Source organism: Metapseudomonas resinovorans DSM 21078, assembly GCF_000423545.1.
Classification (GTDB): Bacteria; Pseudomonadota; Gammaproteobacteria; order Pseudomonadales; family Pseudomonadaceae; genus Metapseudomonas; species Metapseudomonas resinovorans.
In genome coordinates, this window is the sequence record NZ_KE384031.1 from 117,620 (window position 1) to 139,890 (window position 22,271).

The 22,271-nt window shown below is 65.4% G+C and carries 18 protein-coding genes; 7 read left to right on the forward strand and 11 right to left on the reverse strand.

The genetic code is table 11. From position 1 onward, the window contains the following. Positions 1-51: 51 nt before the first annotated feature. From G559_RS0125675 to ptsP, 3 genes are read right to left on the reverse strand one after another with little or no spacing between them, the layout of a single operon-like run. Positions 52-1,797, reverse strand: coding sequence for a PTS fructose-like transporter subunit IIB (locus G559_RS0125675; RefSeq protein ID WP_028630968.1), 1,746 nt, complete (start codon positions 1,795-1,797; stop codon positions 52-54). Then, positions 1,794-2,750, reverse strand: coding sequence for a 1-phosphofructokinase (pfkB, locus tag G559_RS0125680; protein ID WP_028630969.1), 957 nt, complete (start codon positions 2,748-2,750; stop codon positions 1,794-1,796). Before pfkB ends, G559_RS0125675 begins: the two co-directional genes overlap by 4 nt. Then, on the reverse strand, positions 2,750-5,611 hold the full coding sequence (ptsP, locus tag G559_RS0125685; RefSeq protein ID WP_028630970.1) for a phosphoenolpyruvate--protein phosphotransferase: 2,862 nt from the start codon (positions 5,609-5,611) through the stop codon (positions 2,750-2,752). The genes pfkB and ptsP overlap by 1 nt, the downstream gene beginning before the upstream one ends. Before the next feature lie 205 nt (positions 5,612-5,816). Here ptsP and cra point away from each other — a divergent pair, with 205 nt between their 5' ends. Then, positions 5,817-6,806, forward strand: coding sequence for a catabolite repressor/activator (gene cra, locus G559_RS0125690; protein ID WP_028630971.1), 990 nt, complete (start codon positions 5,817-5,819; stop codon positions 6,804-6,806). 71 nt (positions 6,807-6,877) lie between these two features. Here cra and feaR read toward each other — a convergent pair whose 3' ends face one another. The 3 genes from feaR to G559_RS0125705 all read right to left on the reverse strand — a co-directional run bounded on the left by feaR (position 6,878) and on the right by G559_RS0125705 (position 10,924). Beyond that, positions 6,878-7,828 carry a transcriptional regulator FeaR gene (gene feaR, locus G559_RS0125695; RefSeq protein ID WP_028630972.1) on the reverse strand — a complete coding sequence of 317 codons (951 nt, stop codon included), beginning with the start codon at positions 7,826-7,828 and terminating at the stop codon, positions 6,878-6,880. A 160-nt stretch (positions 7,829-7,988) separates the two neighbouring features. Continuing rightward, on the reverse strand, positions 7,989-9,398 hold the full coding sequence (locus tag G559_RS0125700) for an APC family permease (protein WP_028630973.1): 1,410 nt from the start codon (positions 9,396-9,398) through the stop codon (positions 7,989-7,991). Positions 9,399-9,436: 38 nt separating this feature from the next. Then, a complete protein-coding gene (locus tag G559_RS0125705) occupies positions 9,437-10,924 on the reverse strand; it encodes an aldehyde dehydrogenase family protein (protein WP_028630974.1) in 1,488 nt (495 codons plus the stop codon). Positions 10,925-11,164: 240 nt separating this feature from the next. Here G559_RS0125705 and G559_RS0125710 point away from each other — a divergent pair, with 240 nt between their 5' ends. After that, on the forward strand, positions 11,165-12,499 hold the full coding sequence (locus G559_RS0125710) for an aspartate aminotransferase family protein (RefSeq protein WP_028630975.1): 1,335 nt from the start codon (positions 11,165-11,167) through the stop codon (positions 12,497-12,499). Positions 12,500-12,588: 89 nt separating this feature from the next. Next, a complete protein-coding gene (locus G559_RS31300) occupies positions 12,589-12,915 on the forward strand; it encodes a hypothetical protein (protein ID WP_028630976.1) in 327 nt (108 codons plus the stop codon). 149 nt (positions 12,916-13,064) lie between these two features. On the opposite strand, the gene G559_RS0125720 is transcribed toward G559_RS31300, so the two are convergent. Then, the gene (locus tag G559_RS0125720; protein ID WP_028630977.1) at positions 13,065-13,358 is read right to left on the reverse strand and encodes a hypothetical protein; all 294 of its coding nucleotides are present in this window, start codon (positions 13,356-13,358) and stop codon (positions 13,065-13,067) included. Between the two features lie 209 nt (positions 13,359-13,567). On the opposite strand from G559_RS0125720, the gene G559_RS0125725 reads away from it, so the two are divergent. Next, complete coding sequence (locus tag G559_RS0125725) at positions 13,568-14,815, forward strand: MFS transporter (protein WP_028630978.1); 1,248 nt, start codon at positions 13,568-13,570, stop codon at positions 14,813-14,815. A gap of 264 nt (positions 14,816-15,079) precedes the next feature. On the opposite strand, the gene G559_RS0125730 is transcribed toward G559_RS0125725, so the two are convergent. Genes G559_RS0125730 through G559_RS29395 form a run of 3 tightly spaced genes read right to left on the reverse strand, consistent with a single transcriptional unit; the run spans position 15,080 to position 17,958 of the window. After that, entirely contained in the window at positions 15,080-16,402 is a 1,323-nt protein-coding gene (locus tag G559_RS0125730) for a TRAP transporter large permease (RefSeq protein WP_028630979.1), read from the reverse strand. Beyond that, the gene (locus G559_RS0125735) at positions 16,399-16,929 is read right to left on the reverse strand and encodes a TRAP transporter small permease (protein ID WP_028630980.1); all 531 of its coding nucleotides are present in this window, start codon (positions 16,927-16,929) and stop codon (positions 16,399-16,401) included. Before G559_RS0125735 ends, G559_RS0125730 begins: the two co-directional genes overlap by 4 nt. A gap of 6 nt (positions 16,930-16,935) precedes the next feature. Continuing rightward, positions 16,936-17,958: a TRAP transporter substrate-binding protein gene (locus G559_RS29395; RefSeq protein ID WP_036997895.1), complete on the reverse strand. Its 1,023-nt coding sequence runs from the start codon at positions 17,956-17,958 to the stop codon at positions 16,936-16,938. A gap of 381 nt (positions 17,959-18,339) precedes the next feature. Between G559_RS29395 and G559_RS0125745 the strand changes: the two genes are divergently transcribed. Then, positions 18,340-19,587: an OprD family porin gene (locus G559_RS0125745; protein ID WP_036997898.1), complete on the forward strand. Its 1,248-nt coding sequence runs from the start codon at positions 18,340-18,342 to the stop codon at positions 19,585-19,587. A gap of 151 nt (positions 19,588-19,738) precedes the next feature. Here G559_RS0125745 and hpaA read toward each other — a convergent pair whose 3' ends face one another. Then, positions 19,739-20,656, reverse strand: a complete 918-nt coding sequence (gene hpaA, locus G559_RS0125750; protein WP_028630982.1) for a 4-hydroxyphenylacetate catabolism regulatory protein HpaA — start codon at positions 20,654-20,656, stop codon at positions 19,739-19,741. A 167-nt stretch (positions 20,657-20,823) separates the two neighbouring features. On the opposite strand from hpaA, the gene G559_RS0125755 reads away from it, so the two are divergent. After that, positions 20,824-21,483, forward strand: coding sequence for a fumarylacetoacetate hydrolase family protein (locus G559_RS0125755; protein WP_028630983.1), 660 nt, complete (start codon positions 20,824-20,826; stop codon positions 21,481-21,483). 10 nt (positions 21,484-21,493) lie between these two features. Next, positions 21,494-22,267 (forward strand): fumarylacetoacetate hydrolase family protein, encoded by a 774-nt coding sequence (locus G559_RS0125760; protein ID WP_028630984.1) that lies wholly within the window; start codon positions 21,494-21,496, stop codon positions 22,265-22,267. Positions 22,268-22,271: the final 4 nt, after the last annotated feature.

Here is a 22,271-nt window from a genome sequence, read left to right on the forward strand (position 1 = left end):
AGGCAGTCGCAGGACAATCCGCAGGATGGGTGGACTCCATCCTACAGGTCCTCAGGCGGTGCGGCTGCCTTCCAGCACCATCTCCTGCTCAGCGCCGCGCTTGAGCAACGCATAGAGCACGCCAGTTACCAGGCTGCCGGCGACTATCGCCAGCAGGTAGAGCAGCGCGTGGTTGATGGCATTGGGGATCAGCAGCACGAACAGGCCGCCGTGGGGCGCCATCAGCTTGCAGCCGAAGTACATGGACAGCGCCCCGGTCAGGGCACCGCCGGCGATGCTGGCGGGGATCACCCGCAGCGGGTCCTTGGCGGCGAAGGGGATGGCACCCTCGGAGATGAAACAGAGCCCCAGTACCAATGCCGCCTTGCCCGCCTCACGCTCGCTCTGGGCGAACTTGCGGCGCATCAGCAGGGTGGCAATGCCCATGCCGATGGGCGGCACCATGCCGGCCGCCATGGTGGCCGCCATCGGCGCGTAGCTCTGGGATGCCAGCAGGCCCACTGAGAACGCGTACGCGGCCTTGTTGATCGGGCCGCCGAGGTCCACGCACATCATCCCGCCCAGCAACAGGCCGAGGAGAATCGCGTTGGAGGTGCCCATGTTGTCGAGGAAATGGGTGAGGCTGGTGAGCATGCCGGCTACCGGCTTGCCGACGACGTAGATCATCACCAGACCGGTGAACAGGCTGGCAAGCAGCGGGATGATCAGGATCGGCTTCAGCGCCTCGACGCTCTGCGGCAACCTCAGATGGCGATTGATGGCCCGCGCCGAATAGCCAGCCAGGAAACCCGCGATGATGCCGCCGATGAACCCCGCGCCCAGGGTGCTGGCCAAAAGCCCGCCGATCATGCCCGGAGCCAGGCCCGGTCGGTCGGCGATGGAGTAAGCGATATAGCCCGCCAACAACGGCACCATCAGCTTGAACGCCGCCTCGCCGCCGATCTGCATCAACGAGGCCGCCAAGGTGCCCTCCTCCTTGAACGCCTCGATGCCGAAGACGAAAGACAACGCGATCAGCAAGCCCCCCGCCACCACCATCGGCAGCATGTAGGAGACTCCGGTAAGCAGATGCTTGTAGGCCCCCTTGGGCTCGGCCTTGGCCTTGCCCGCCTGGGCTTCCCGACCCGCCTTGCCTTCCAGCAGCTGCCCTTCGCTTACAGCGCGCTTCAGGGTGGCTTCGGACTGTTTGAGCGCGACGCCGGTGCTGCAGCGAAACACCTTCTTGCCGACGAAACGACCGGTGTCGACTTCGATATCAGTGGCCAGCAGAACAGCGTCGGCAGCAGCGATGGCTTCCGGGCTCAACGGATCGCGCGCGCCCACCGAACCCTGGGTTTCCACCTGGAGTTCATAGCCCAGGCGCTGGGCCGCCTGCTTCAGCGCCTCTGCCGCCATGAAGGTGTGCGCCACGCCCGTGGGGCAAGCCGTCACAGCGACGATGCGCGGGCGCGCGTTGGCGTCGGGTGCGGCAGCCGCAGCTTCGAGTTCCTGCTCCCGCGCTTCGACAGCGCCGCGCAGGAGGAACGCTTCACTGTCGCGCAGGGCTTCGCTCGGGCTGGCGAGAAAAATGCGCTTACCGGCGAAGCGGCTGAGGTCCAACGGACCACTGCGCACCACCAGCACCCAGTCGGCGGCGTCGAGCGTGGCAGCGGACAGCTGGTTCTCCGGATGCTGCGGGTCGACCACCTCGACGCTGGTACTCCAACCCAGACGCTGCGCGGCGGCATCCAGCAGGCGCGCACACAGCACGCTGGTGACCATGCCATTGGGGCAGGCGGTGACTATGGCGAGTTTCATCGGGACACCTCTTGTTGTTCTGGCAGCGCCTGGACGTCGACGGCGCCTTCGAGCTGTTGCAGTTGCGCGGCATCGCTGATGCCGAAACCGACCTGGGTTACGGCCTGGGCGGCGATGGCGGTGGCATGGCGCAAGGTGCGCGCCGCCGGCCAGCCACTGAGCAGGCCATGGATCATGCCGGCCAGCAGGGAATCGCCCGCGCCCACGGTGCTGGCCACGGTGACCCGTGGCGGCTGGGCATGGAGAGCCACGCCGGGGCCGAACCAGTTCACGCCATCGGCGCCTTGGGAGATGACGATGTGCTCGATGCCCATCGCCTGCAGTTGACGGGCTTCCTGCCGCTGGGCCTCCACCCCGGTCAGGTCTCGACGGCCAACTTCAGCGAGCTCGTCCGTATTCGGCTTGATCAGCCAGGGCACGGCAAGCAGACCGGCACGCAGGGCTTCGCCGCTGGTGTCCAGGGCGACCTTCAGCCCATGGCGCTGGAGCCGCACAATCAAGTCAGTCAGGAAATGTGGCTCCACGCCACGAGGCAGGCTGCCGGCCACCACGACCAGGTCATGGCCAGGCGCGAGGCTATCCAGTTGGAGCAACAGTTCGACCTGGGCCATCGCATCCACCCGCGGACCGGGCCCGTTGATATCGGTGATGCGGCCGTCGACTTCCGCCAGCTTGACATTGCTGCGGGTCTCCCCCGGTACGCGGATGAAGGCATCGGTGAAGCCACGCCGAGCAAACAGCGCCTCGAAGGCGTCGGCATTGTCCGCTCCAAGAAAGCCCGAGACGGTCAGGCTGTGGCCGAGATCGGCCAGTACCTGGGCCACATTCACGCCCTTGCCGGCGGCGTGGCTGGCCTGCTCCAGGCTGCGATTGACCTGGCCGGGTTCCAGTCGCTCCAGGCGCAGGGTCAGATCGAGGGCGGGATTCAGGGTCAGGGTCAGGATGCGTGCCATCAGAAGCGCTCCGCCAATTCGCGCACCGCCGCTGCGCTTTCCATCGTGAGCGCGCCCTCGGCCAGTTCGCGGGCCGCCGACAGGCTGAACTCGCGCACGCGCGCCTTGACCTCGGCAATGCCTCCGGCAGACAGGCTCAGTTCGTCCACCCCGAGGCCGACCAGCAGCGGCACCGCCAGCGGATCGCCGGCCAGCTCGCCGCACACGCCTACCCACTTGCCCTGGGCATGGGCCGCACGCACGGTGAGGTCGATCAGTTGCAGCACCGCCGGATGCAGGCCGTCGGCCTGGGCGGAGAGCGTCGGATGGCCACGATCGATGGCCAGGCAGTACTGGGTCAGGTCATTGGTGCCGATGCTGAAGAAATCGACTTCCCTGGCCAGCACCGGCGCGATCAGCGCCGCCGATGGCACCTCGACCATGATCCCAAGTTGCAGATCGGCCTGGGGAATCTCGGCGGCCAGGCGCAGGCTCATGTCGCGGGCCTGGCGCCATTCATCGACGCTGCCAACCATGGGGAACATGATGCGCAATGGGCGACCGTCGCTGGCACGCAGCAGCGCACGCAACTGGGTTTCCATCAGGTGCGGACGTTGCAGGGTCAGGCGCACGCCACGCACGCCGAGGAAGGGGTTTTCCTCTTCCGGCACGGGCCAGTAAGGCAAAGGTTTGTCGCCGCCGACGTCGAGGGTTCGCGCCACCAGCGGGCGCCCGTCAAGAGCATCGAACACGCGGCGATACTCGGCTTCCTGGGTGGCCAGATCCGGCGCTTGGGGATGAGCCATGAAGATGAATTCGGTACGCAGCAGGCCCACGCCCTCGGCGCCCTGGGCCACCGCCTTGGCCGCACCGGCGCTCTCGCCCAGGTTGGCGCAGATTTCCACGCGATGACCGTCACGGGTCAGGGCCGGTTCCAGCTTGTGCGCATCGGCCAGTTGCAGGCGACGCTGGCGACCTTCCTGTTCCTGGCGCGCACGCTCCAGTTGCTCGGCATTCGGGTTCACGATCAGGCGACCACGCTGGCCATCCAGCAGCAGTGGCGTGCACGCCGCCAGCAGCAGGACACCCGCCCCGGCGCCGACCAGCGCAGGAATGCCCATGGCACGGGCGACGATGGCGCTGTGGGACGTGGCGCCACCACGGGCGGTGAGGATACCTGCCACGCGGTTGCGGTCCAGGCGCGCCACATCCGACGGCGCCATTTCGTCCATCACCAGGATGTACGGCTCTTGCGGTTCAGGCGCCTCCTCGGCCCCACAAAGCTGGGCCAGCACGCGGCGGCCAATGTCGCGCAAGTCGGCGGCGCGCTCTGCCAGCAGCGCATCGTGCAGGCTTTCCTGTTGAGCGGCAGCGCTTTCGATCACCGTCATCCAGGCGGCGGCGGCGCTTTCGCCCTGCTTGAGGCGGGCGTCCACTTCATCGCCCAACTCCGGGTCGGCGAGCATCTCCAGGTGGGTGATGAAAATCTCGCGGATGGCCTTGGCCTCGCTGCGCAGCACCAGCGCCTCGATTTCGCCGCGTACATGGCCGATGGCCTGGAGCAGGCGCTCGCGCTCGAAGTCGGGGGACTCGCCACGCAGCGGATAGTCGAACTCCTTGTGCAAGTGGATGTGCGCCGGGCCAACGGCAATGCCGGGGGCAGCGGGCACCGCCAGGAGCTGGCTACCCGGCAACGGGGCGGCGATGGGCAGGGCTTCTGGCTCTTCCTCTTGCACGGGCTCTACACAGATCGGTAACGGTTCGATCTCTTCGCCCAGTCCCTGTTCGATGGCGGTTTTCAGGACCGGCAACACGGCGTCGGCGATGGCCGGCTCGGCCATGATCTCAATGACCTGGCCACGGCGGATGCCGAGGCTCAGCAGCTTGCTCAAACTCTTGGCGGACACGGCAGCAGCACCGCTGTCGGCTACCCGCAGCCGGATCTCGCCGTCGAAGGTCTTGGCCAGTTGCACCAGCTCCTTGGCCGGACGCGCATGCAGGCCATGGGCGTTGGCCAGGGGTAGACGCAGGCAGGGCCAGTCGGGCTGGCTTTCGCCCCCCAATGCTTCCAGCACGGCGCGGCGCTGGGTAGCACGGGCCAACTCGCGCCCCCGGCCCTCGATCAGCAAGGCGCACAGCCGTTCCAGCAGGGCCAGATGGGCGTCACCCAGGCTCGCCAGGCAGAACAGGCCATTGAGCGGTTGATCGAGATAGCGCAGTGGCTTTTCCGGCGTGAGGTACGCCAGGCCCGGCCGTTGTACCGCCTGGTCGCTGTGCAACCACCAGAGGCCATCACCCAGCGGCAGCGGTTCACCCTGCAGCAGCGCGGCGGCGAATCCGCTGCCCACGCAATCGGCACGGCGCAGCAGGCGGGCGCCTTGCAGCACCAGCTCGTCGTAGTCTTGCGCCGCGACACCAAGGCCAATCAGTTGATCGTCCAGGGCCAGCTCCTGGGGCGCGCTCTGCAACAGCTTGAGGATGTCTTCCGGGGTTTCGGCGCGCCGCAGCTCGCTGCCCAGATCCGCCTCGCCCAACGCGCGGGTGAGTATCTGCAGCAAGCGCAGGTGTTCGTCGGACTTGGCGGCAATGCCGATGGCGAGATAGACCCGCTGGCCATCGCCCCACTCCACGCCATCGGGAAACTGCATCAGGCGCACGCCGGTGGTGAACACCAGCTCGCGGGTTTGCGGGGTGCCGTGGGGAATGGCGATGCCCTGGCCGAGGTAGGTGGCACCCTGGGCTTCACGCGCCTCCAGCCCGGCAAGATAACCCGGCGCGACCAGGCCTTCGCCCTCCAGCAACTCGGCGAGCATCCGCAATGCGGCGGCTTTATCCGTCGCGACCAGGCCCATGGAAATCTGCCCTGCGGTCAGTTCGAGCATTGCGTCACCTCTCACGGGCGTTGCGCCCTTCTTGTATTTGTCACCTGCCATCAACCTGCGCTACCAGCCGTCGAATTGGTTGGCTAAAGAGTAGACAGAGCGCCTGCTGAATCGTTTCACTAAACTGAGCTGGCACGTTACTCGATAATCTTCGATTCTTGAAGCCCGTCCGATGAAACACATCCGCATAACAGGAGTCGCCAACTTGAAACTCAGTGATATCGCCCGCCTGGCCGGTGTCTCGGTGACCACGGCCAGTTACGTGATCAACGGCAAGGCCGAGCAGAAGCGCATCAGCCCGGCGACCGTGGAGCGCGTGCAGGCGGTGGTGGACGAGCATGGTTTCAAGCCTAACCCCCAGGCCGCGGGGCTACGCAGCCGGCAAACGCGGACCCTCGGCTTCATCCTTCCGGACCTGGAAAACCCCAGCTACGCCCGCTTGGCCAAGCTGCTGGAACAAGGCGCGCGGGCACGGGGTTATCAGTTGTTGATCGCCAGCTCAGACGACGAACCGGACAGCGAGCGGCAACTGCTCAAGCTGTTCCGTGCGCGGCGCTGCGACGCCCTGATCGTCGCCAGTTGCCTGCCGAAGGAAGACGACAGTCTCGGGCAACTGCTGGATGAGGGCCTGCCGGTGATCGCCGTGGACCGGGTACGCGACCCCCGGCGATTCTGCTCGGTGGTCAGCGACGACCGCCTGGCTTGCCAGCAACTCACCCGCAGCCTGCTGCAACCGGCGCCCCGCCGTATTGCCTTGCTCGGCGCCCGGCCAGACCTGCCCATCAGCGCCGAGCGCAGCTCCGGCTTCCATGACGCACTGAAGGGGCACACGTGCGAAGTACTGGAACTCCAGGGCGAAGACTTCAGCCGCGAGTGCGGCCAGCGCCTGATGGCCGACCTGCTGCAACAGGGCGAGTTGCCAGATGTATTGATCACCACCGCCTACGTGCTGCTGGCCGGCGTGCTGGACGCCCTGCGCGAACACGGCGCCTGGCCTGAGCGGTTGCGCGTGGGCACCTTCGGCGATACCCAATTGCTGGACTTCCTGCCACTGCCGGTGAATTCCATGTATCAGCAGCATGAGTTGATTGCCGAACAAGTGCTGGGGCTGGCGTTGGCGGCGGTGGAGCGGGACGTCTACGAGCCGGGGGTGCGCGGCGTAGTGCGGAAGTTGAAACAGAGGATCGCCCTGTAGGAGCGAGCTTGCTCGCGAAAACGGCGCCAGAAGAGCTTCGCGGGCAAGCCCGCTCCTACAAACCCGCACCCTCAACCGATGAACGCGTTTGCGCGATATTCCCTCGGTGACTGCTCGAAGTGCTTCTTGAATGTGCGGCTGAAATGCGCGGAATCGGTAAAGCCCCAGCGAAAGGCGATATCCGTGATCGAGTCATTGCGCAGGCGCGGGTTAGCGAGGTCGGCGGCGCTGCGCTTCAGGCGCGCACGCTGGATGAAGCGGCAGACGCTGTCGCCCTGGTCCTCGAATAGCCGATAGAGCTGTCGCACCGAGATATTCAGTTGCTTGGCCAGGGCCAGCGGCGTCAAGCCGGGTTCCGACAGGGACTGGTCGATCAATTGCTGGGCCAGGCTGCGCAGGCCGGCATTGTGGGAGCCGTCCAGTTCGCTGGTGGTTTGTCCGGCTTGCTGCTTGAGGGTCGGCGCCAGCAGGGCGATCAGCGCTTCCTGCAGGGCATCGCCCTCCTCCAGGCCGGCGTAATGGTCCAGTTCACCGCCGCAGATCTGCTCCACCAGGGTGCGCAGCACACGGCCGCTGGCGCAGTGCTGGGAGAGTTTGCCAAAGGTCGGCCGGCCCTCCGGCAAATGGCGGCAGACGTCCTCGCGGGACAAATGGAAAGAAGCGTGCTCGATCAGCCCGCGGGGCAGGATCTCGCAAGCGCGCGCCGAATCCATCAGGGCCATTTCGCCGGGTGCCAGTTCGACGCTTTCGCCGTTCTGGCGCAACTGGGCGCGGCCGCTGCGCTGGACGACCAGGAAGCAGTGGCGATCGTCGTCGTGATCGATGGAGGTACGCTGGCGGCTGATCATCCCGGCATTGGTGCGAATCTGCGCGACCTCCAGGCCGGAGATATCCTGGCGGGCGATCTCGCCGATGAACAGGCCTTGGCTGAGCGCCGGCCGCGACTCGAAGCGCCCGCAAACACCTTGTAGGGCACGGAGCCAGGAATCGAAATCATGGGAGCGGACAGCTGGGGTAACCATCGGACACCTCCGGAGCGGGCTGAAGCCGGCCTTGTCGTTATGGCCACATAATTAACATGTTAATAATGTATCAGCAAGCCATCATCGCCGCTGACTCACTCGCCCACGGGCGCACATGAAAAAGGGCCGCATTGCGGCCCTTGAATCGCCCTGGCGAACCTCAGATATCCGGTTCGAAGAGTTTGCGTTTCATCACCAGCTTGACCCACGCCAAGGCAATCAGGCCCACCAGCCCCAGTACCGCGCCAGTCAGCAGGTACACCGTCTGAGTCATCTCCGGCGACGGGGAATTGTTCAGCGCGATGTAGCCCATGCCGAGGATGCCGACGATCTGCGGCAGCGGGTAGAAGGCTGACTTGTAGGGGCGCGGCAGGTCCGGCTGGCGTCGACGCAGCACCATCACGTTGACGTGGGCGATGATGTAGGCCAGCAGCCAACTGGTGGACGCCGCGATCAGCAGCGTGATGATGGAATCCGGCCCCATCAGCAAGAACGGCAGGGCGATGATGATCGCCACGAAGACGATGGCCATCCACGGCGTGCCGAAGCGCTTGTGCAGCACCTGCATCTGCGGGAAGGCCTGGCCGTTCTCGGCCATGCCGCAGAGCATGCGGGGTACCGCTGCCAGCACCGTGTTGACGGTCGAACAGGTGGCGGTCAGCGCCATGACCGTGGCGATGATCACCGCGCCCTTGCCAAACACCGCGAACACATAGTCCAGATACGGCAACGGCGAGGTCGTCAGGGTTTCCACCGACAGGTAGCGGCTGGCGCCGACGCAGAAAATCACGAACAGGGTGAAGGTGATGGTCAGCGACAGCGTCATCGAGCGCGGGATGTTGCGCTCCGGCTGGCGTACCTCGCCAATCAGCGGGCAGATGAACTCGGCCCCCACCAGCAGCCACATGGCAAGGGCCACCAGGCCGATGAAGCTGCCATCGAGAATGCCATCCCAGCCCCAGTTAACGTCAGGCACGAAGCCTGCCGCCGGTGCTTCGGCCAGCCCGCCCACCGCGCTCAGGCCCACCAGCAACAGAGCCGCCACCATGGCGAAGGTGAAGACGTTCTGCAGCTTGGCGAACACATCCGTGCCGAGGATGTTCAGCACCGTGAGAACGACCAGGATGGACAGCGGCACCAGGGTGGCGGGGAAGACGCCGGGGAATAGCTTGTCGAGGATCGCATCCACCAGTAGCAGCTCGGCGGAAAGCCCGAACATCGCCACGATCACGTAGCCGGCGAACACCGCAACGATGGCGGGGAAGTGACCGATGGCCTTCTGCGTGTAGGTCGCCAGGGTCCCCGCCTGGGGAAACATCAGCGACAGCTCGGCAAAGCTCTGCACGTAGCACTGCGCCAGGATGAAGGCCACGGCGAAGGCGGCGATGAAGCCGAGGCCGCCAAAGCCCAGTCCCTGCAACGCCGACATCATCGCGCCCTGAACCACCACGACGCCGATACAGATGGCGATCATGGTGGTGAAGCCCAGGGCTTTCTTTGCCGGCCGGGCGGACGCAACGGGCGCAGCCGGTGCCGTCACGTCCAGGCCATTGGTGGAGGTCTTGTTCATTCTTGTGTTCCTCACGGGTGGATGCGGGGGAGCGTCGCTCAGTAGGCGATGCACACGGATTTGTTCTCGGTGAAGGCCTCGATCGCCGCATGGCCCATCTCGCGGCCGATGCCGGACTGCTTGAAGCCGCCGAAGGGCATGGAGGGGTCCAGCAGGTTGTGGGCGTTGACCCACACGGTGCCGGCCTTCAGGCGCGGGATCAGGCCCATCACCTGCTTCAGGTCGTTGGACCAGATGCTCGCGGCGAGGCCGTAGGGGCTGTCGTTGGCCAGGCGAACCACTTCGTCGATTTCGTCGAAGGGCGTGGCCACCAGCACCGGGCCGAAGATTTCCTCGCGCACCACCTGCATGTCCGGGCGCACGTTGGCAATCACCGTCGGCTTGACGAAGAAGCCTTGCTCGCCGTGGGCCTCGCCGCCGCAGATGACGCTGGCGCCCTGGGCGCGGCCGCTGTCGATCATGCCCAGCACGCGGCGCTGCTGCTTGGCGGAGATCAGCGGGTTGATCTGCGCGCTCGGGTCCAGGCCCGCGCCGATGCTGAGGGAGGTGGCAATGCCGTGCAGGCGCTCCAGAACCTGGTCGAACGACTTGCGCTGCACATAGAGGCGCGAGCCGGCGGTGCAGACCTGGCCATTGTTGAAGAAGATCGCCCCGGCAGCACCTGCGGCAGCGTTGTCCAGGGCGGTGTCGTCGAGCACGATCACCGGCGACTTGCCCCCCAGCTCCAGGGTGAAGCGGGTCATGTTCTCCACCGCGGAGTGGGCGATCAGCTTGCCCACCGGGGTCGAGCCGGTGAAGGCCAGCTTGTCGATACCCGGATGCGCCGCCAGTGCCGCGCCGGCCTCGGCACCGACGCCGGTGACGATGTTCACCACACCGGCGGGGATGCCGGCGTCCAGGCACAGCTGGCCGAGTCGCAGGGCGGTCAGCGGGGTCTCGTCAGCGGGTTTGAGCACCACGGTACAGCCGCAAGCCAGCGCCGGGACGACCTTCCACAGGGCCATCAACAGCGGGAAGTTCCACGGCACGATGGCGCCGACCACGCCAACCGGCTCGGGCACGGTGTAAGCGCGGAATTTGCCGCCGGGAATGGCACCGATGGACAGGTCCAGGCTCTTGCCTTCGATCTTGGTGGCCCAGCCGGCCATGTAGCGCACGTACTCGACGCCGGCGCCGACCTCGATGGCCCGCGACAGGTTGATCGACTTGCCGTTGTTCAGGGTTTCCAGCTGCGCGAGCTCTTCGCCATGGGCCTCCAGCAGGTCGGCCAACTTCAGCAGCAGGCGTTCGCGGTCGGCCGGGCGCTGGGCCGCCCAGCTGCCTTCGAAGGCACGCCGCGCCGCGGCCACAGCCAGATCCACATCGGCCTTGCCGGCCACGGCGACACGGGCCAGTTCCTCGCCCGTGGCCGGGTTGTGCACGGGCATCTCGGCGCCGGACAGCGCAGACCGTGACTGGCCGTCGATCAACAGGCCGTGGTGGGCGTGGACGAAGGCCGTCACGCGGGGGTCAAGGGCAATGCTCATCTCGATTCCTCTTCTCGCTCGGCCGTCATGGCGACCGGGTCACTCGGATAGTCGAGAGAAACTGTGCGCCAAGCCCTGGGCGCGATCTTGATCCTGGCTGCCGCCGAACTTGCCAATGGCTGCCAGCCGCTCTGGCAGAAAAAGGCAAACCCCGTGGCAGGCAGATGCAAGTATTCGTCGACCGTTTGAGGCACAAATGCAGCCACGCAGCTTGCACCGCTGCCCTAGAGGAGATTTCACATGAGTACCCGCGACAGCGCCTTCTGGCACCCCATGCTGCACCCCAACGAGATGAAGCAGCGCGAACCCATCCGTATCCTCCGCGGCGAGGGCTGCTTCGTCATCGATGACAAGGGCAATCGCCTGGTGGATGGCGTGGCAGGCCTGTGGAACGTCAACGTCGGCCACGGCCGGGCGGAGATCAAAGCGGCCATTACCGCCCAGTTGGATGAACTGGAATACTTCCAGCTGTTCGACGGCATCAGCCACCCGCGCGCCGAAGAGCTGTCTCGCCTGGTGATCGACATGCTGGAACCGGAGGGCATGCGCCGCGTGGCCTTCAGCTCCGGTGGCTCGGACGCCGTGGAAACCGCCCTGAAGCTGGCTCGCCAGTACTGGAAGCTGCAAGGGCAGGCCGACCGCACCAAGTTCATTTCCCTGCGCCAGGGCTACCACGGCACCCACTTCGGCGGGGCGTCGGTCAACGGCAACACCGTGTTCCGCCGCAACTACGAGCCGCTGCTGCCGGGCTGCTTCCACGTCGACACGCCCTGGCTCTACCGCAACCCCTACAGCCAGGACCCGGAAGAACTCGGGCAGATCTGCGCTGACCTGCTGGAGCGCGAAATCCAGTTCCAGAGCCCGGACACCGTGGCCGCCTTCATCGCCGAACCGATCCAGGGCGCTGGCGGCGTGATCGTGCCGCCGGAGAACTACTGGCCGCTGATCCGCAAGGTCTGCGACAAATACGGCGTGCTGCTGATCGCCGACGAAATCGTCACCGGCTTCGGCCGCTCCGGCTCCATGTTCGGCAGCCGCCTGTGGGGCGTGAAGCCGGACATCATGTGCCTGGCCAAAGGCATCTCCTCCGGCTACATCCCGCTGGGTGCCACCGTGGTCAACGAGCGCATCGAGCAGGCCTTCGCCGGCAATGGCAACTTCACCGGCGCCATCATGCATGGCTACACCTATTCCGGGCACCCGGTGGCCTGCGCCGCCGCACTGGCCAACCTCGACATCGTGCAGAAGGAAAACCTGCCGGCCAACGCCGCGAAACAGGGCGACTACCTGCTCAAGAGTCTGGCCACCTTCCCGGAACGCTTCGCCGCCGTGGGCGAAGTGCGTGGCAAGGGCCTGATGGTCGCGCTGGACCTGGTGAGCGACAAGACCAGCCGCGAGCCCATCGACCCCATGGGTGGCTACGCCAACCGCGTGGCCGAGATCGCCCGCGCCAACGGCGTGATGGTGCGTCCGGTGGGCACCAAGATCATCCTCTCGCCGCCGCTGGTGATCGAGAAGGAGCAGATCGACACCATCGTCAACGCACTGGCGATCGGCTTCCAGGAAGCCCGGTAAGGATCAGCTGCGCGTCGGCGACACCTAAAGGCGCCAGGCCCATTCAAGAGCGCGGCCATGCCGCGCTCTTCCGTTCAGGAGGATGCGCCATGCACGATGACTTCGGCCTGCACTGCCTGCACGCCGTCAGCCGGGTGGTCCCGGCTTCCTGCTTCGCCTTCTACCGGGTCGATCCACAGCTTCGCGCCCGCGACTTCCAGCTGTTGCGCATGGACGCCCGCCCCCACCGCGACTACCTCGACCATTACCGCGATTTCGACCCACTGCAACCGGCTCTGTGCCAGGACGAACGCCGCGTCGTGGAGCTGCTGACCTGCAGCGCCTCGACGGCCTGTCCAACAAGGACCTCGCTCGCCAGCTCGACCTCGGCATGGGTTCGAACTCGTTCGCCCACACGATGGCGCGGCGTTCCGTGAGCATGCGAAACCTATCAACTCGGTGACGATGGGTTTCGTACCTCAACCCATCCTACGGTCTACAGGCACAGGCGCCTGCCAGTGGCTGTGCGGCCATAAACAAAAAGCCCGGCGTCCGCCGGGCTTCGAGGGGTTGCAGCGCGTTGGAATCAGCTGACGCGTTGAGCCTGCAGCAGACGATCCGAACCACCTTCAGCGACGCGGAAGGCATGGGTACGGTCGGAGCCACTTTCGGCTACACGGAAACCTTGAGTACGGTCGGAACCGCCTTCAGCGACGCGGTCCAGCACCATGAAGCCACCTTCAGCAGCCACTGGCTCGATGACCTGGAGAGTGGTGGCTTCCCGGGACTCACCCAGCACCGGCTGATAGTCGGACGGCAGGGCGAAGGCGGAGGTGCTCAGGGCGGCGATGAACAGGGCAGCGAAGGCTTGGGTTTTCATGATCGTGGGCTCCTCGAGGGGGCTGGTAACTGGGTACGGAGCCAATCTTACGGATGGGGCGTTGATTAAGAAGTGATCACTCCAGATAGAGAACATCAACGTCGTTGATGTTGAATCGATCCCTTTAAGATCAACGAGCAGGCACAGGGGCAACTGGTTCAAGTTAATATATTAACTTTCATCCTTCGCCGCTTTCCGTGCTCACTCGAATGCCTGATCCTCGCCCTTGGCCAACCGCAATCCGCGCCCTGCGCCACCGTAATTTCCGCCTGTATTTCGCCGGCCAGGCCGTTTCCACTCTGGGCAGTTGGCTGCAGCAGGTGGCGCTGGCCTGGTTGATCTATCGCCTCACCGGTTCGGCCGCGTTGCTGGGCGTCACGACCTTTGCGTCTCTGTTGCCGCAATTGCTCGTCGGTCCACTGGCCGGCGCCTGGATCGACCGCCACGACAAACGCCGCCTGCTGATCGGCGTGCAAGGCCTGCTCGGTTTGCAGGCCATCGCCCTCGCACTGCTCACGGCCACTGACCTGATCAGCCCCACGCTGATCGTCACCATGGCGGCGCTGCTGGGCATCCTCAACGCCTTCGACACACCTTTGCGCCAGTCCCTCCTGAGCCAGTTCGTCAGCGGCAAGGAGGACTTGCCCAACGCCCTGGCGCTCAACGCCATGCTGTTCAACAGCTCGCGCTTCGTCGGCCCGCCGCTGGCCGGCCTGCTGCTGGGCTTCACCAGCGAGGCGACCTGTTTTGCGCTCAATGCCCTGTCCTACCTGGGCCTGGCGACCGGTCTGCTGGTGATCCGCATGGCCCCGACGCCACGCGCCGCCGGCTCCACTGGGGATGTCTTTCGCGAGGGCCTTGCCTATGTCGCCAGCCGGCCGACCATCCGCCTGATGATGCTCAGCGTGCTGGTGGTCAATCTCACCGCGTCCAGCTACGCCGTGCTGCTACCGGTGTTCGCAAAGGACATCTTCGTTGGCGACGCACGCACCCTGGGCTGGCTCTGGGGCGCCGCTGGACTGGGCTCGTTGCTGGGCACGCTGTTCCTCGCCAATCGCCACGCGCTGCCAAGTCTGGTCAACAGCATCATGGCGTGTGCGCTGGCGGGCGGCGCGGGCTTGCTGGCCTTCGCCGCGAGCGAACAACTGATTGTTTCACTGCTGGCCATGGCCGTACTCGGCTTCGCCATCACCAACTGCAACGTCGGCACCAACATCCTTCTGCAGAGCCTCGCCCCGGAACGCCTGCGCGGCCGCGTGGTATCGCTCTACACCTCGACGCGCTTCGGTTTCGACGCCATCGGCGGACTGCTGGTGGGCGTGCTGGCCGAGTACGTCGGCGCCCCCTGGGCCATGGCCTGCGCCGGCGTCTTGCTGCTGGGCTATTGCGCCTGGTTGTTGCCTCGACAGCGCCAATTGGGGCGAGACATCGCCAGCGCCCCGAAGGAGGACCAGTGAGCCTCATCCTGCATCTGTAGGATGGCGACGCCGTCGGAACACCGCCAGCGCACAGCCGTAGGGTGGGTCGCGCTTTATCGACCTACCGGCGGGGCCGGGCCTTGGCTCCGTCCGTTGGGTTTCGCTTCGCTCTACGCCAACCTACCGGTCAGCACGCGGGCCAAGGGTGGGTCGCGCTTTATCGACCCACCAGCGGAGCCGGGCCGTGGCTCCGCCCGTTGGGTTTCGCTTCGCTCTACGCCAACCGGTCAGCGCGCATCGGGATCAGAGGCTGAGCAGCCAGAGGCAGATGCCGGGGAAGGCCACCAGCAGGACGATGCGCAACAGATCGGAGGCGAGGAACGGCAGCACGCCCCTCGCGGTTTCCAGGTAGGGCACGTCGCGCGCCACCTTGTTGACGATGAACAGGTTCATCCCCAGCGGCGGGTGGATCAGGCCGATTTCCACCACCATCAGGGCGAGGATGCCGAACCAGATGGACTTCTCCACCTCGGTCATGCCGAAGAACTCCAGGCCCATGATCACCGGGTAGAAGATCGGGATGGTCAACAGGATCATCGCCAGGGAGTCCATCACGCAGCCCAGCAGCAGGTAGAGCAGCAGGATGGCGCTGAGCACCAGGATCGGCGCCAGGCCACTGGCTTTGACCCACTCGGCCAGTTCGGTAGGCATCTGCGTCAGGGCGAGGCCGGCATTGAGCAGGTCGGCGCCGAGCAGCACCAGGAAGATCATTCCCGAGGTTTCGGCCGTGCCCAGCAGGCAGCGTTGCAGACCTTCCCAACGCAGGCCGCCCTGCGTCAGCGCCAGCAGGCCACAGGCGGCAGCGCCGATGGAGGCGGCTTCGGTGGGGTTGGTCCAACCGCCGTAGATCCCGACGATCACCACGAGGAACACGCCGAGAACCGGCACTACCTGCAGCAACGCCTTGATTCGCTCGGCCGCGCTGGCCGGCTCGCTGTGCTGGTGACCCTCTGGCTCGCGGGCGACCATCAGGCGCACCACGATCAGGTAGCCCACAGCGGCCAGCAGACCCGGTACCACTGCCGCGACGAACAGCTTGGCGATGGATTCCTGGGTCAGCACCGCGTAGATGATCAGCGGCACCGATGGCGGGATCAGGATGCCCAGCGTACCTCCGGCAGCCACGGTGGCGGTGGCCAGGCGACCGGAATAGTTGTGCCGGCGCAGCTCCGGCAGCGCCACTTGGCTCATGGTGGCCGAGGTGGCCAGTGAGGAACCGCAGATGGCGCCGAAACCGGCGCAAGCACCAATGGCGGACATCCCCAGGCCGCCGCGCAAGTGACCGACGAAGGCTGCAGCGCAACGGAAGATGGCCTTGGACAGGCCACCGTGGGTGGCGAACTGGCCCATCAGTACGAACAGCGGGATCACCGCCAGGTCGTAGTTGGACAGACGCGACCAGGCCAGGTTGTTCAGGCTGAACAGCAGCGCCGAGAAGTCCCCATCGTTTACCGCTAGGAAGCACAAGGCGCCGCCCACCAGCATGGTCAGGCCGATGTGCACGCGCAGCACCAACAGGGTGAAGGTGGCGGCCAGCGCCAGCAGGCCAAGACTGAGTCCGCTCATGCGTGTTGCTCCCGGGCAAGGCAATGGAGGGTTCGGGCAGCGGCGGCGACGGCCAGCAACAGCAGGCTCGGCACGATCAACAGCAGGGGTATCCACAGGGGGACCGAGAGCAGGGTCGAAACTTCGCCGTACTCTCGGCTCTCCAGCACCTGCAGGCCGGTGCGCCAGGCCAGCACCAGGGCGGCAATCACACAGAGGGTATGTGCGAAGGCATCCAGCCAGGCCTGGGCCCGCGCCGGCAGTTTCAGGGTGAAGGCATCCACCTTGATGTGCTGGCCACGCAGTTCACAAAGCGGCAGGAAGGCGGCGATGGCCACGGCTGCGCCAATCTCCATCAGTTCGATATCACCATGGACCGGCGTGGCGAACAGCTTGCGGCCGATAACCGACAGCAAGGACATGGCCACGAGCGCCAGCAGAATCAACCCGCCACCCAGGGCGAACCCCTGGGTCACGCGGTACAACAGGCGGCCCGCGGTGCCGCGCCCCGTTTCGGGCGCGGCGTCATAGGAAAGGGACTCGTTCATCGCGGGTCACCGGGCCTGGGTCGACAGGCTGCGGGCGCCTTCCAGCAGGGCCTTGCCATCCAGCCCCTTGTCGCTGGCCTCACTCGCCCAGGCCTCGGCCACTGGGGCGGCAGCCTGGCGCATGGCCGCGTAGGCGGACTCGTCGATGGCCACCATCTGCGCGGCCGGCGTCGCATTGCGGGCCTTGTCGAGGAAGCTGTCCCAGGCCGTGGCGAAGCGCTCGTTCAAGGTCGGGCCACTGTTGCGCTCGATGATGGCACGCAGGTCCTCGGGCAGGCTGTTGAACTTGCGCTCGTTCATCAGCATGGCGAGCACGGTGTAGGAGAACGCGGGCTGGCCGGCTGGGATGGAGGAATGGTGGTCGGTTACCTCGTCCAGTTTGGTCGGCGGCACCACTTCCCAAGAGGCGAGAGCACCGTCGACCACGCCCTTGGAGATGGACTCGGTCATCTGCGCCGGCGGCATGCTCACCGGGGCGGCGCCAAGGGCTTCCACCAGTTTCGCAGCGGTGCGGCTGGAAGCACGCAACTTGAGATTCTTCAGGTCATCGAGGCTGGCCACGGCCTTGCCACGGGTGTGGATGTCCATGCCGCCGTCACCATGGATGGACAGCACCTTGTAGCCCTTGAAGTCGTCCCTGGCGTACTGCTCGTAGTACTGCCAGATGATCGGGTTACTTGCCTTGGCCCCCGCCGGCAGCATGAAGGGCAGTTCCATGGCCTCGATGCGCGGGAACTTGCCTGCCGAGTAGGCCGGCGCCGTCCAGACGATGTCGGCCACGCCATTGCGCGCCATGTCGGCCAGCTTGGCCGGGGTGCCCCCCAACTGCATCGAGGGATAGAGCTGGCATTTCAGGCGGCCGGCCGATTCGCTGGCGAGCTGCTGGCACCAAGGTTCGATGATGTTGCGCTGGGCATTGGAATTGGCGGGCAGGAAGTGCGCGACCTTGAGGGTGTAGACCGGTTCCGCCAAGGCAGCGGAGGAAACGCAGGCAGCAGCCAGCAGGACGGCAAGCTTGGACATCTTCATGGGGGTGAGCCTCGTTGTTCTTGTACTCGCGTGTGTGCCTGCCAAGCCCGCAATGCAGCATCGGCAGCGCCGATCTCGTTAACAGATTCAAGATCTCGTTAACACATTAACCTTTATAATGACACTGTCAACCACAGACAACTCTTTGCCAGAAGCCATGTTCGTCACACCCATTCCACGAACAGAATAAAAAACCTTATTACTCAATTACTTAATAAATTCACACATCATTACCGGCAAAGCCCTGACGCCGGAAGCCTGGCAGGGAAACACAAAAATATTGATTGTTAAGATATTAATCAGATGCTAGTAATCTGCGTCGCCGCCACTTGGCCCCACCTGGTGTCGGCGCCATCGCAACGGCCTCTGGAGACAAGAACAATGATCAGGCCCCACCTGCAACGCACTCGTGAAGCAACCGTCCTCACCCTGCTGGCGCTCGCCTGCAGCACGCCCGCCGTCGCCGACCTGGCCGGCGACAGCAAGGCCAGCCTCGAGCTGCGCAACGTCTACCTCAACCGCGATTTCCGCCAGGATGGCGCGCCCCAGTCGAAGGCAGCCGAATGGGGCCAGGGCTTCATCGCCCGCTTCGAGTCCGGCTTCACTGAGGGGAGCATCGGCGTCGGCCTGGATGCCCTGGGCGAGCTGGGGGTGAAGCTCGACTCCAGTCGCGACCGCCGAGGCACTGGCCTACTGCCTTTCGGCCCCTCCAGCAAGGAACCGGTGGACGACTACAGCGAGCTGGGCCTGACCGCCAAGCTGCGCGCCTCGAAGAGCGTGCTGCGCCTGGGTACCCTGCAGCCGACCCTGCCGGTGGCGATGTACAACGACACCCGCCTGCTGCCTTCGACCTTCACCGGCGGCCTGCTCACCAGCCAGGAGCTGGATGGCCTGACCCTGAATGCCGGGCGCTTGACCGAGACCAACCTGCGGGACTCCTCCAGCCGAGACGACATCGGCTACGCCGGCCAGACCAGCGAGCACTTCGACTTCGCCGGTGGCACCTATGCGCTAACGCCTAGCCTCGCGCTGACGGCGTACACCTCAGAGCTGGAAGACATCTACCGCCAGCACTTCGCCGGCCTGGTGCACACCCTGCCCCTGGGCGAGGGCCTCAGCCTGCGCAGCGACCTGCGCTACTTCGACAGCCGCGATACGGGGGCAGGCAAGGCCGGGCGCGTCGACAACCGCAACTTCAACGGCATGTTCAGCCTGACCGCCGGCGCCCAGCGCTTCTCTGCCGCCTGGCAGCGCCTGTCCGGCGATAGCGCCTTCCCCTTCCTCACCGGTGGAGATCCCTTCGTGGTCAACCTGGTGACCTACAACACCTTCACCAAGCCCGAGGAAGACTCCTGGCAACTGCGCTATGACTACGACTTCGCCAGCCTGGGTATTCCGGGGTTGAGCTTCATGACCCGATACGTCAGCGGCGATGGCGTGGAACAGGGCGCAGTGCGTGACGGCCGCGAATGGGAACGCGACACCGACCTCGCCTATGTGGTGCAGAGCGGCAGCCTGCGCGGCTTCAATATCCGCCTGCGCAACGTCACCTTCCGCTCAGGCGACGGCCTGACCCAGGACATCGACGAGAACCGCATCATCCTCGGCTACACCCTGGCGCTCTGGTAGACCGCCCGCCCCCTCTCCCAAGGGGAAAGGGGTGATTCCCGGCTTCCCTCCGGCACGGTCCTGCAGGGGCGAATTCATTCGCCAGGCGGGACGCAGTCCTGCCGCAGGTTGGCGCCGAGGAAGGAGGCCCAACGTCCGGGCCATGAGCGGATCAGCGCCAGGCCTCTTCCTTGTCCCCGGCCCGGCGATGGCGATACTCCCCGGGGCTCATGCCGGCGTTGCGGGCGAAGAAGCGGCTGAAGTAGGCCGGGTCCTTGAAGCCCAGCTGGTAGCAGATCTCGTTGGCCGAGTTGCCGGTGAACAGCAGCAGGCGCTTGGCCTCCTGCATCACCCGGTCGTGGATCAGGCGCTTGGATGGCAGGTCGGCGATGCGTCGGCAGATGTCGTTCAGGCGCGCCTCGGTCACCCCCATCTGGCTGGCGTACTGCACGAGGGGCCAGTGCTCGCGGTAGTGCGCCTCGATCAGCCCGTTGAAGCGGTGGAACACCTGCAGGTCTTCGTGACGCGCCGGCTGCGCCTTGAGCGAACGGGCCGACAAACGCAGCAGGCTGATGAAGATCAGCCGCGTCAGCGCCGACAGGCTCGCCTCGCGCCCCGGACGCTGGGCACCGAACTCGCTGCGCAACTGGTCGAAGAGTAAATCCAGGCGTTGCACTTCCTCGCGGTATTCCTCCCCCAGCTCCGAAAAGGCGACGCACACCGGCGCAATCTGCGGACCGTCAGCCAGGCCCTGCTCGGCCTCCAGCAGCGGCCAGACCAGTTGCTGACGAACCGTGAGTACGTGGCCATCGGCGTCCTGCTCGGTGACGAAGGCATGCGGGATGGTCGGTGGCGTGAGGAAGAACAGCGGGCCTTCCTGGCGGTACTGCTGCTCATCCAGGTACACCCGCACCGCACCGCTCTTCACGTAGTGCACCTGGAAGAACCGGTCGTGGCGATGCACCGGCATGTTGCGGCCGAAGAAGTCCGCCAGCTTGCCCAGGGCCTCGTAATGCACCTCGGAGTCGGCGTAACGCTGGTCGTAGACCTGGCCGATGTTGATGTTGGGAATGGGCTGGCGCTCTGACATGGCGACCTTTCTCCGCTGCCTTTGCACACCTTCGATGACGAAAGGCGAAGACGCAAGGCTTGACGATCATTAACATGTTAAATATAACGTTAACACATTAATGAAAACCTCGTTACGGGTGGCGCCCCTGTCACGGTCCACCCGCTTTTTATCCACAGGAGACCACCATGCGCCCTGCACTCGACCACGTCGCCACCGGCACCCTGTTCGGCGTCGCGCTGAACTACCAGGGCCTGCTGGAGAGCCGTCTGGACGAATTCCAGCAGCCCCCCTACCAGAAGCCGCCGGTCAAGCCGGTGCTGTTCATCAAGACCCCAAATACCCGCAACGGCCACGGCCAACCGGTGGTGTATCCGAAGGGCGTCGAGCACCTGCAACCCGGCCCGGCGCTGGGTGTGGTGATCGGCAAGAGCGCCAGCCGTGTGCGTGCCGAAGACGCCATGGCCCATGTGGCCGGCTACGTGATCGTCAACGAGTTCAGCCTGCCGGAAGAGAGCTACTACCGCCCGGCAGTGAAGGCCAAGTGCCGCGACGGCTTCTGCCCCATCGGCCCGGAATTCGTCCCCGCCGCGCAGATTCAGGACCCGCACACCCTAACGCTCAAGCTCTTCGTCAACGGTGAACTGCGCCAGGAAAACACTACCGCCAACCTGGTGCGCGGTATTCCCCAGTTGATCGAGGAGATCAGCGACTTCATGACCCTGCACGAAGGTGACGTGCTGATCACCGGCACCCCGGAAGGCCGCGTCGACGTGCAGCCCGGTGACCTCGTGGAAGTGGAAATCAGCGGCCTCGGCCGCCTCGCCAACACCGTGGTTGCGGAATAAGGAGCCCGAGATGAAACACGCACGCATCCGTTACCAGGGCGAAGTCCACGCCGTGACCGTGGAAGCAGGCAATGCTGTCCGCCTTGCCGATGGCCGCCTGCTCGCCGAAGACCAGGTCCTGTGGCTGCCGCCCGCTACCGGCAGCATGTTCGCCTTGGGGCTGAACTACGCCGACCACGCCGCCGAACTGTCCTTCAAGGCGCCCACCGAGCCGCTGGCCTTCATCAAGTCGCCGGGTACCTACACCGGCCACAACCAGGCCACCTGGCGCCCGGACAACGTCGCCTACATGCACTACGAGTGCGAACTGGTGGCGGTGATCGGCAAGCCGGCGCGCAACGTCAAGCGCGAGGACGCCCTCGCCTACCTGGCCGGCTACACCGTCTGCAACGACTACGCCATCCGCGACTACCTGGAGAATTACTACCGGCCCAACCTGCGGGTGAAGAACCGCGATGCCACCACCCCGGTCGGCCCCTGGATTGTCGACGCCGCCGACGTGCCCGATCCCTCGAAATTGAAGCTGCGCACCTGGGTGAACGGCGAGCTGAAACAGGAAGGCACCACCGCGGACATGATCTTCGACATCCCTTACCTGATCGAATACTTCTCCAGCTTCATGACCCTGCAGCCGGGCGACATGATCGCCACCGGCACGCCGGAAGGCCTGGCCGACGTGGTGCCCGGCGATGAAGTGGTGGTGGAAGTGGAAGGCGTGGGCCGCCTGGTCAACCGAATCGTCAGCGAAGAGGCCTTCTTCGCCAGCAAGCAACAAGAGGCATGAGCAA

Bases quoted from the DNA above. Each gene is read 5' to 3' on its own strand.
- G559_RS0125675 (WP_028630968.1), bottom strand. From the start codon at position 1,797: ATGAAACTCGCCATAGTCACCGCCTGCCCCAATGGCATGGTCACCAGC.
- pfkB (WP_028630969.1), bottom strand. From the start codon at position 2,750: ATGGCACGCATCCTGACCCTGACCCTGAATCCCGCCCTCGATCTGACC.
- ptsP (WP_028630970.1), bottom strand. From the start codon at position 5,611: ATGCTCGAACTGACCGCAGGGCAGATTTCCATGGGCCTGGTCGCGACG.
- feaR (WP_028630972.1), bottom strand. From the start codon at position 7,828: ATGGTTACCCCAGCTGTCCGCTCCCATGATTTCGATTCCTGGCTCCGT.
- G559_RS0125700 (WP_028630973.1), bottom strand. From the start codon at position 9,398: ATGAACAAGACCTCCACCAATGGCCTGGACGTGACGGCACCGGCTGCG.
- G559_RS0125705 (WP_028630974.1), bottom strand. From the start codon at position 10,924: ATGAGCATTGCCCTTGACCCCCGCGTGACGGCCTTCGTCCACGCCCAC.
- G559_RS0125710 (WP_028630975.1), top strand. From the start codon at position 11,165: ATGAGTACCCGCGACAGCGCCTTCTGGCACCCCATGCTGCACCCCAAC.
- G559_RS31300 (WP_028630976.1), top strand. From the start codon at position 12,589: ATGCACGATGACTTCGGCCTGCACTGCCTGCACGCCGTCAGCCGGGTG.
- G559_RS0125720 (WP_028630977.1), bottom strand. From the start codon at position 13,358: ATGAAAACCCAAGCCTTCGCTGCCCTGTTCATCGCCGCCCTGAGCACC.
- G559_RS0125725 (WP_028630978.1), top strand. From the start codon at position 13,568: ATGCCTGATCCTCGCCCTTGGCCAACCGCAATCCGCGCCCTGCGCCAC.
- G559_RS0125730 (WP_028630979.1), bottom strand. From the start codon at position 16,402: ATGAGCGGACTCAGTCTTGGCCTGCTGGCGCTGGCCGCCACCTTCACC.
- G559_RS0125735 (WP_028630980.1), bottom strand. From the start codon at position 16,929: ATGAACGAGTCCCTTTCCTATGACGCCGCGCCCGAAACGGGGCGCGGC.
- G559_RS29395 (WP_036997895.1), bottom strand. From the start codon at position 17,958: ATGAAGATGTCCAAGCTTGCCGTCCTGCTGGCTGCTGCCTGCGTTTCC.
- G559_RS0125745 (WP_036997898.1), top strand. From the start codon at position 18,340: ATGATCAGGCCCCACCTGCAACGCACTCGTGAAGCAACCGTCCTCACC.
- hpaA (WP_028630982.1), bottom strand. From the start codon at position 20,656: ATGTCAGAGCGCCAGCCCATTCCCAACATCAACATCGGCCAGGTCTAC.
- G559_RS0125755 (WP_028630983.1), top strand. From the start codon at position 20,824: ATGCGCCCTGCACTCGACCACGTCGCCACCGGCACCCTGTTCGGCGTC.
- G559_RS0125760 (WP_028630984.1), top strand. From the start codon at position 21,494: ATGAAACACGCACGCATCCGTTACCAGGGCGAAGTCCACGCCGTGACC.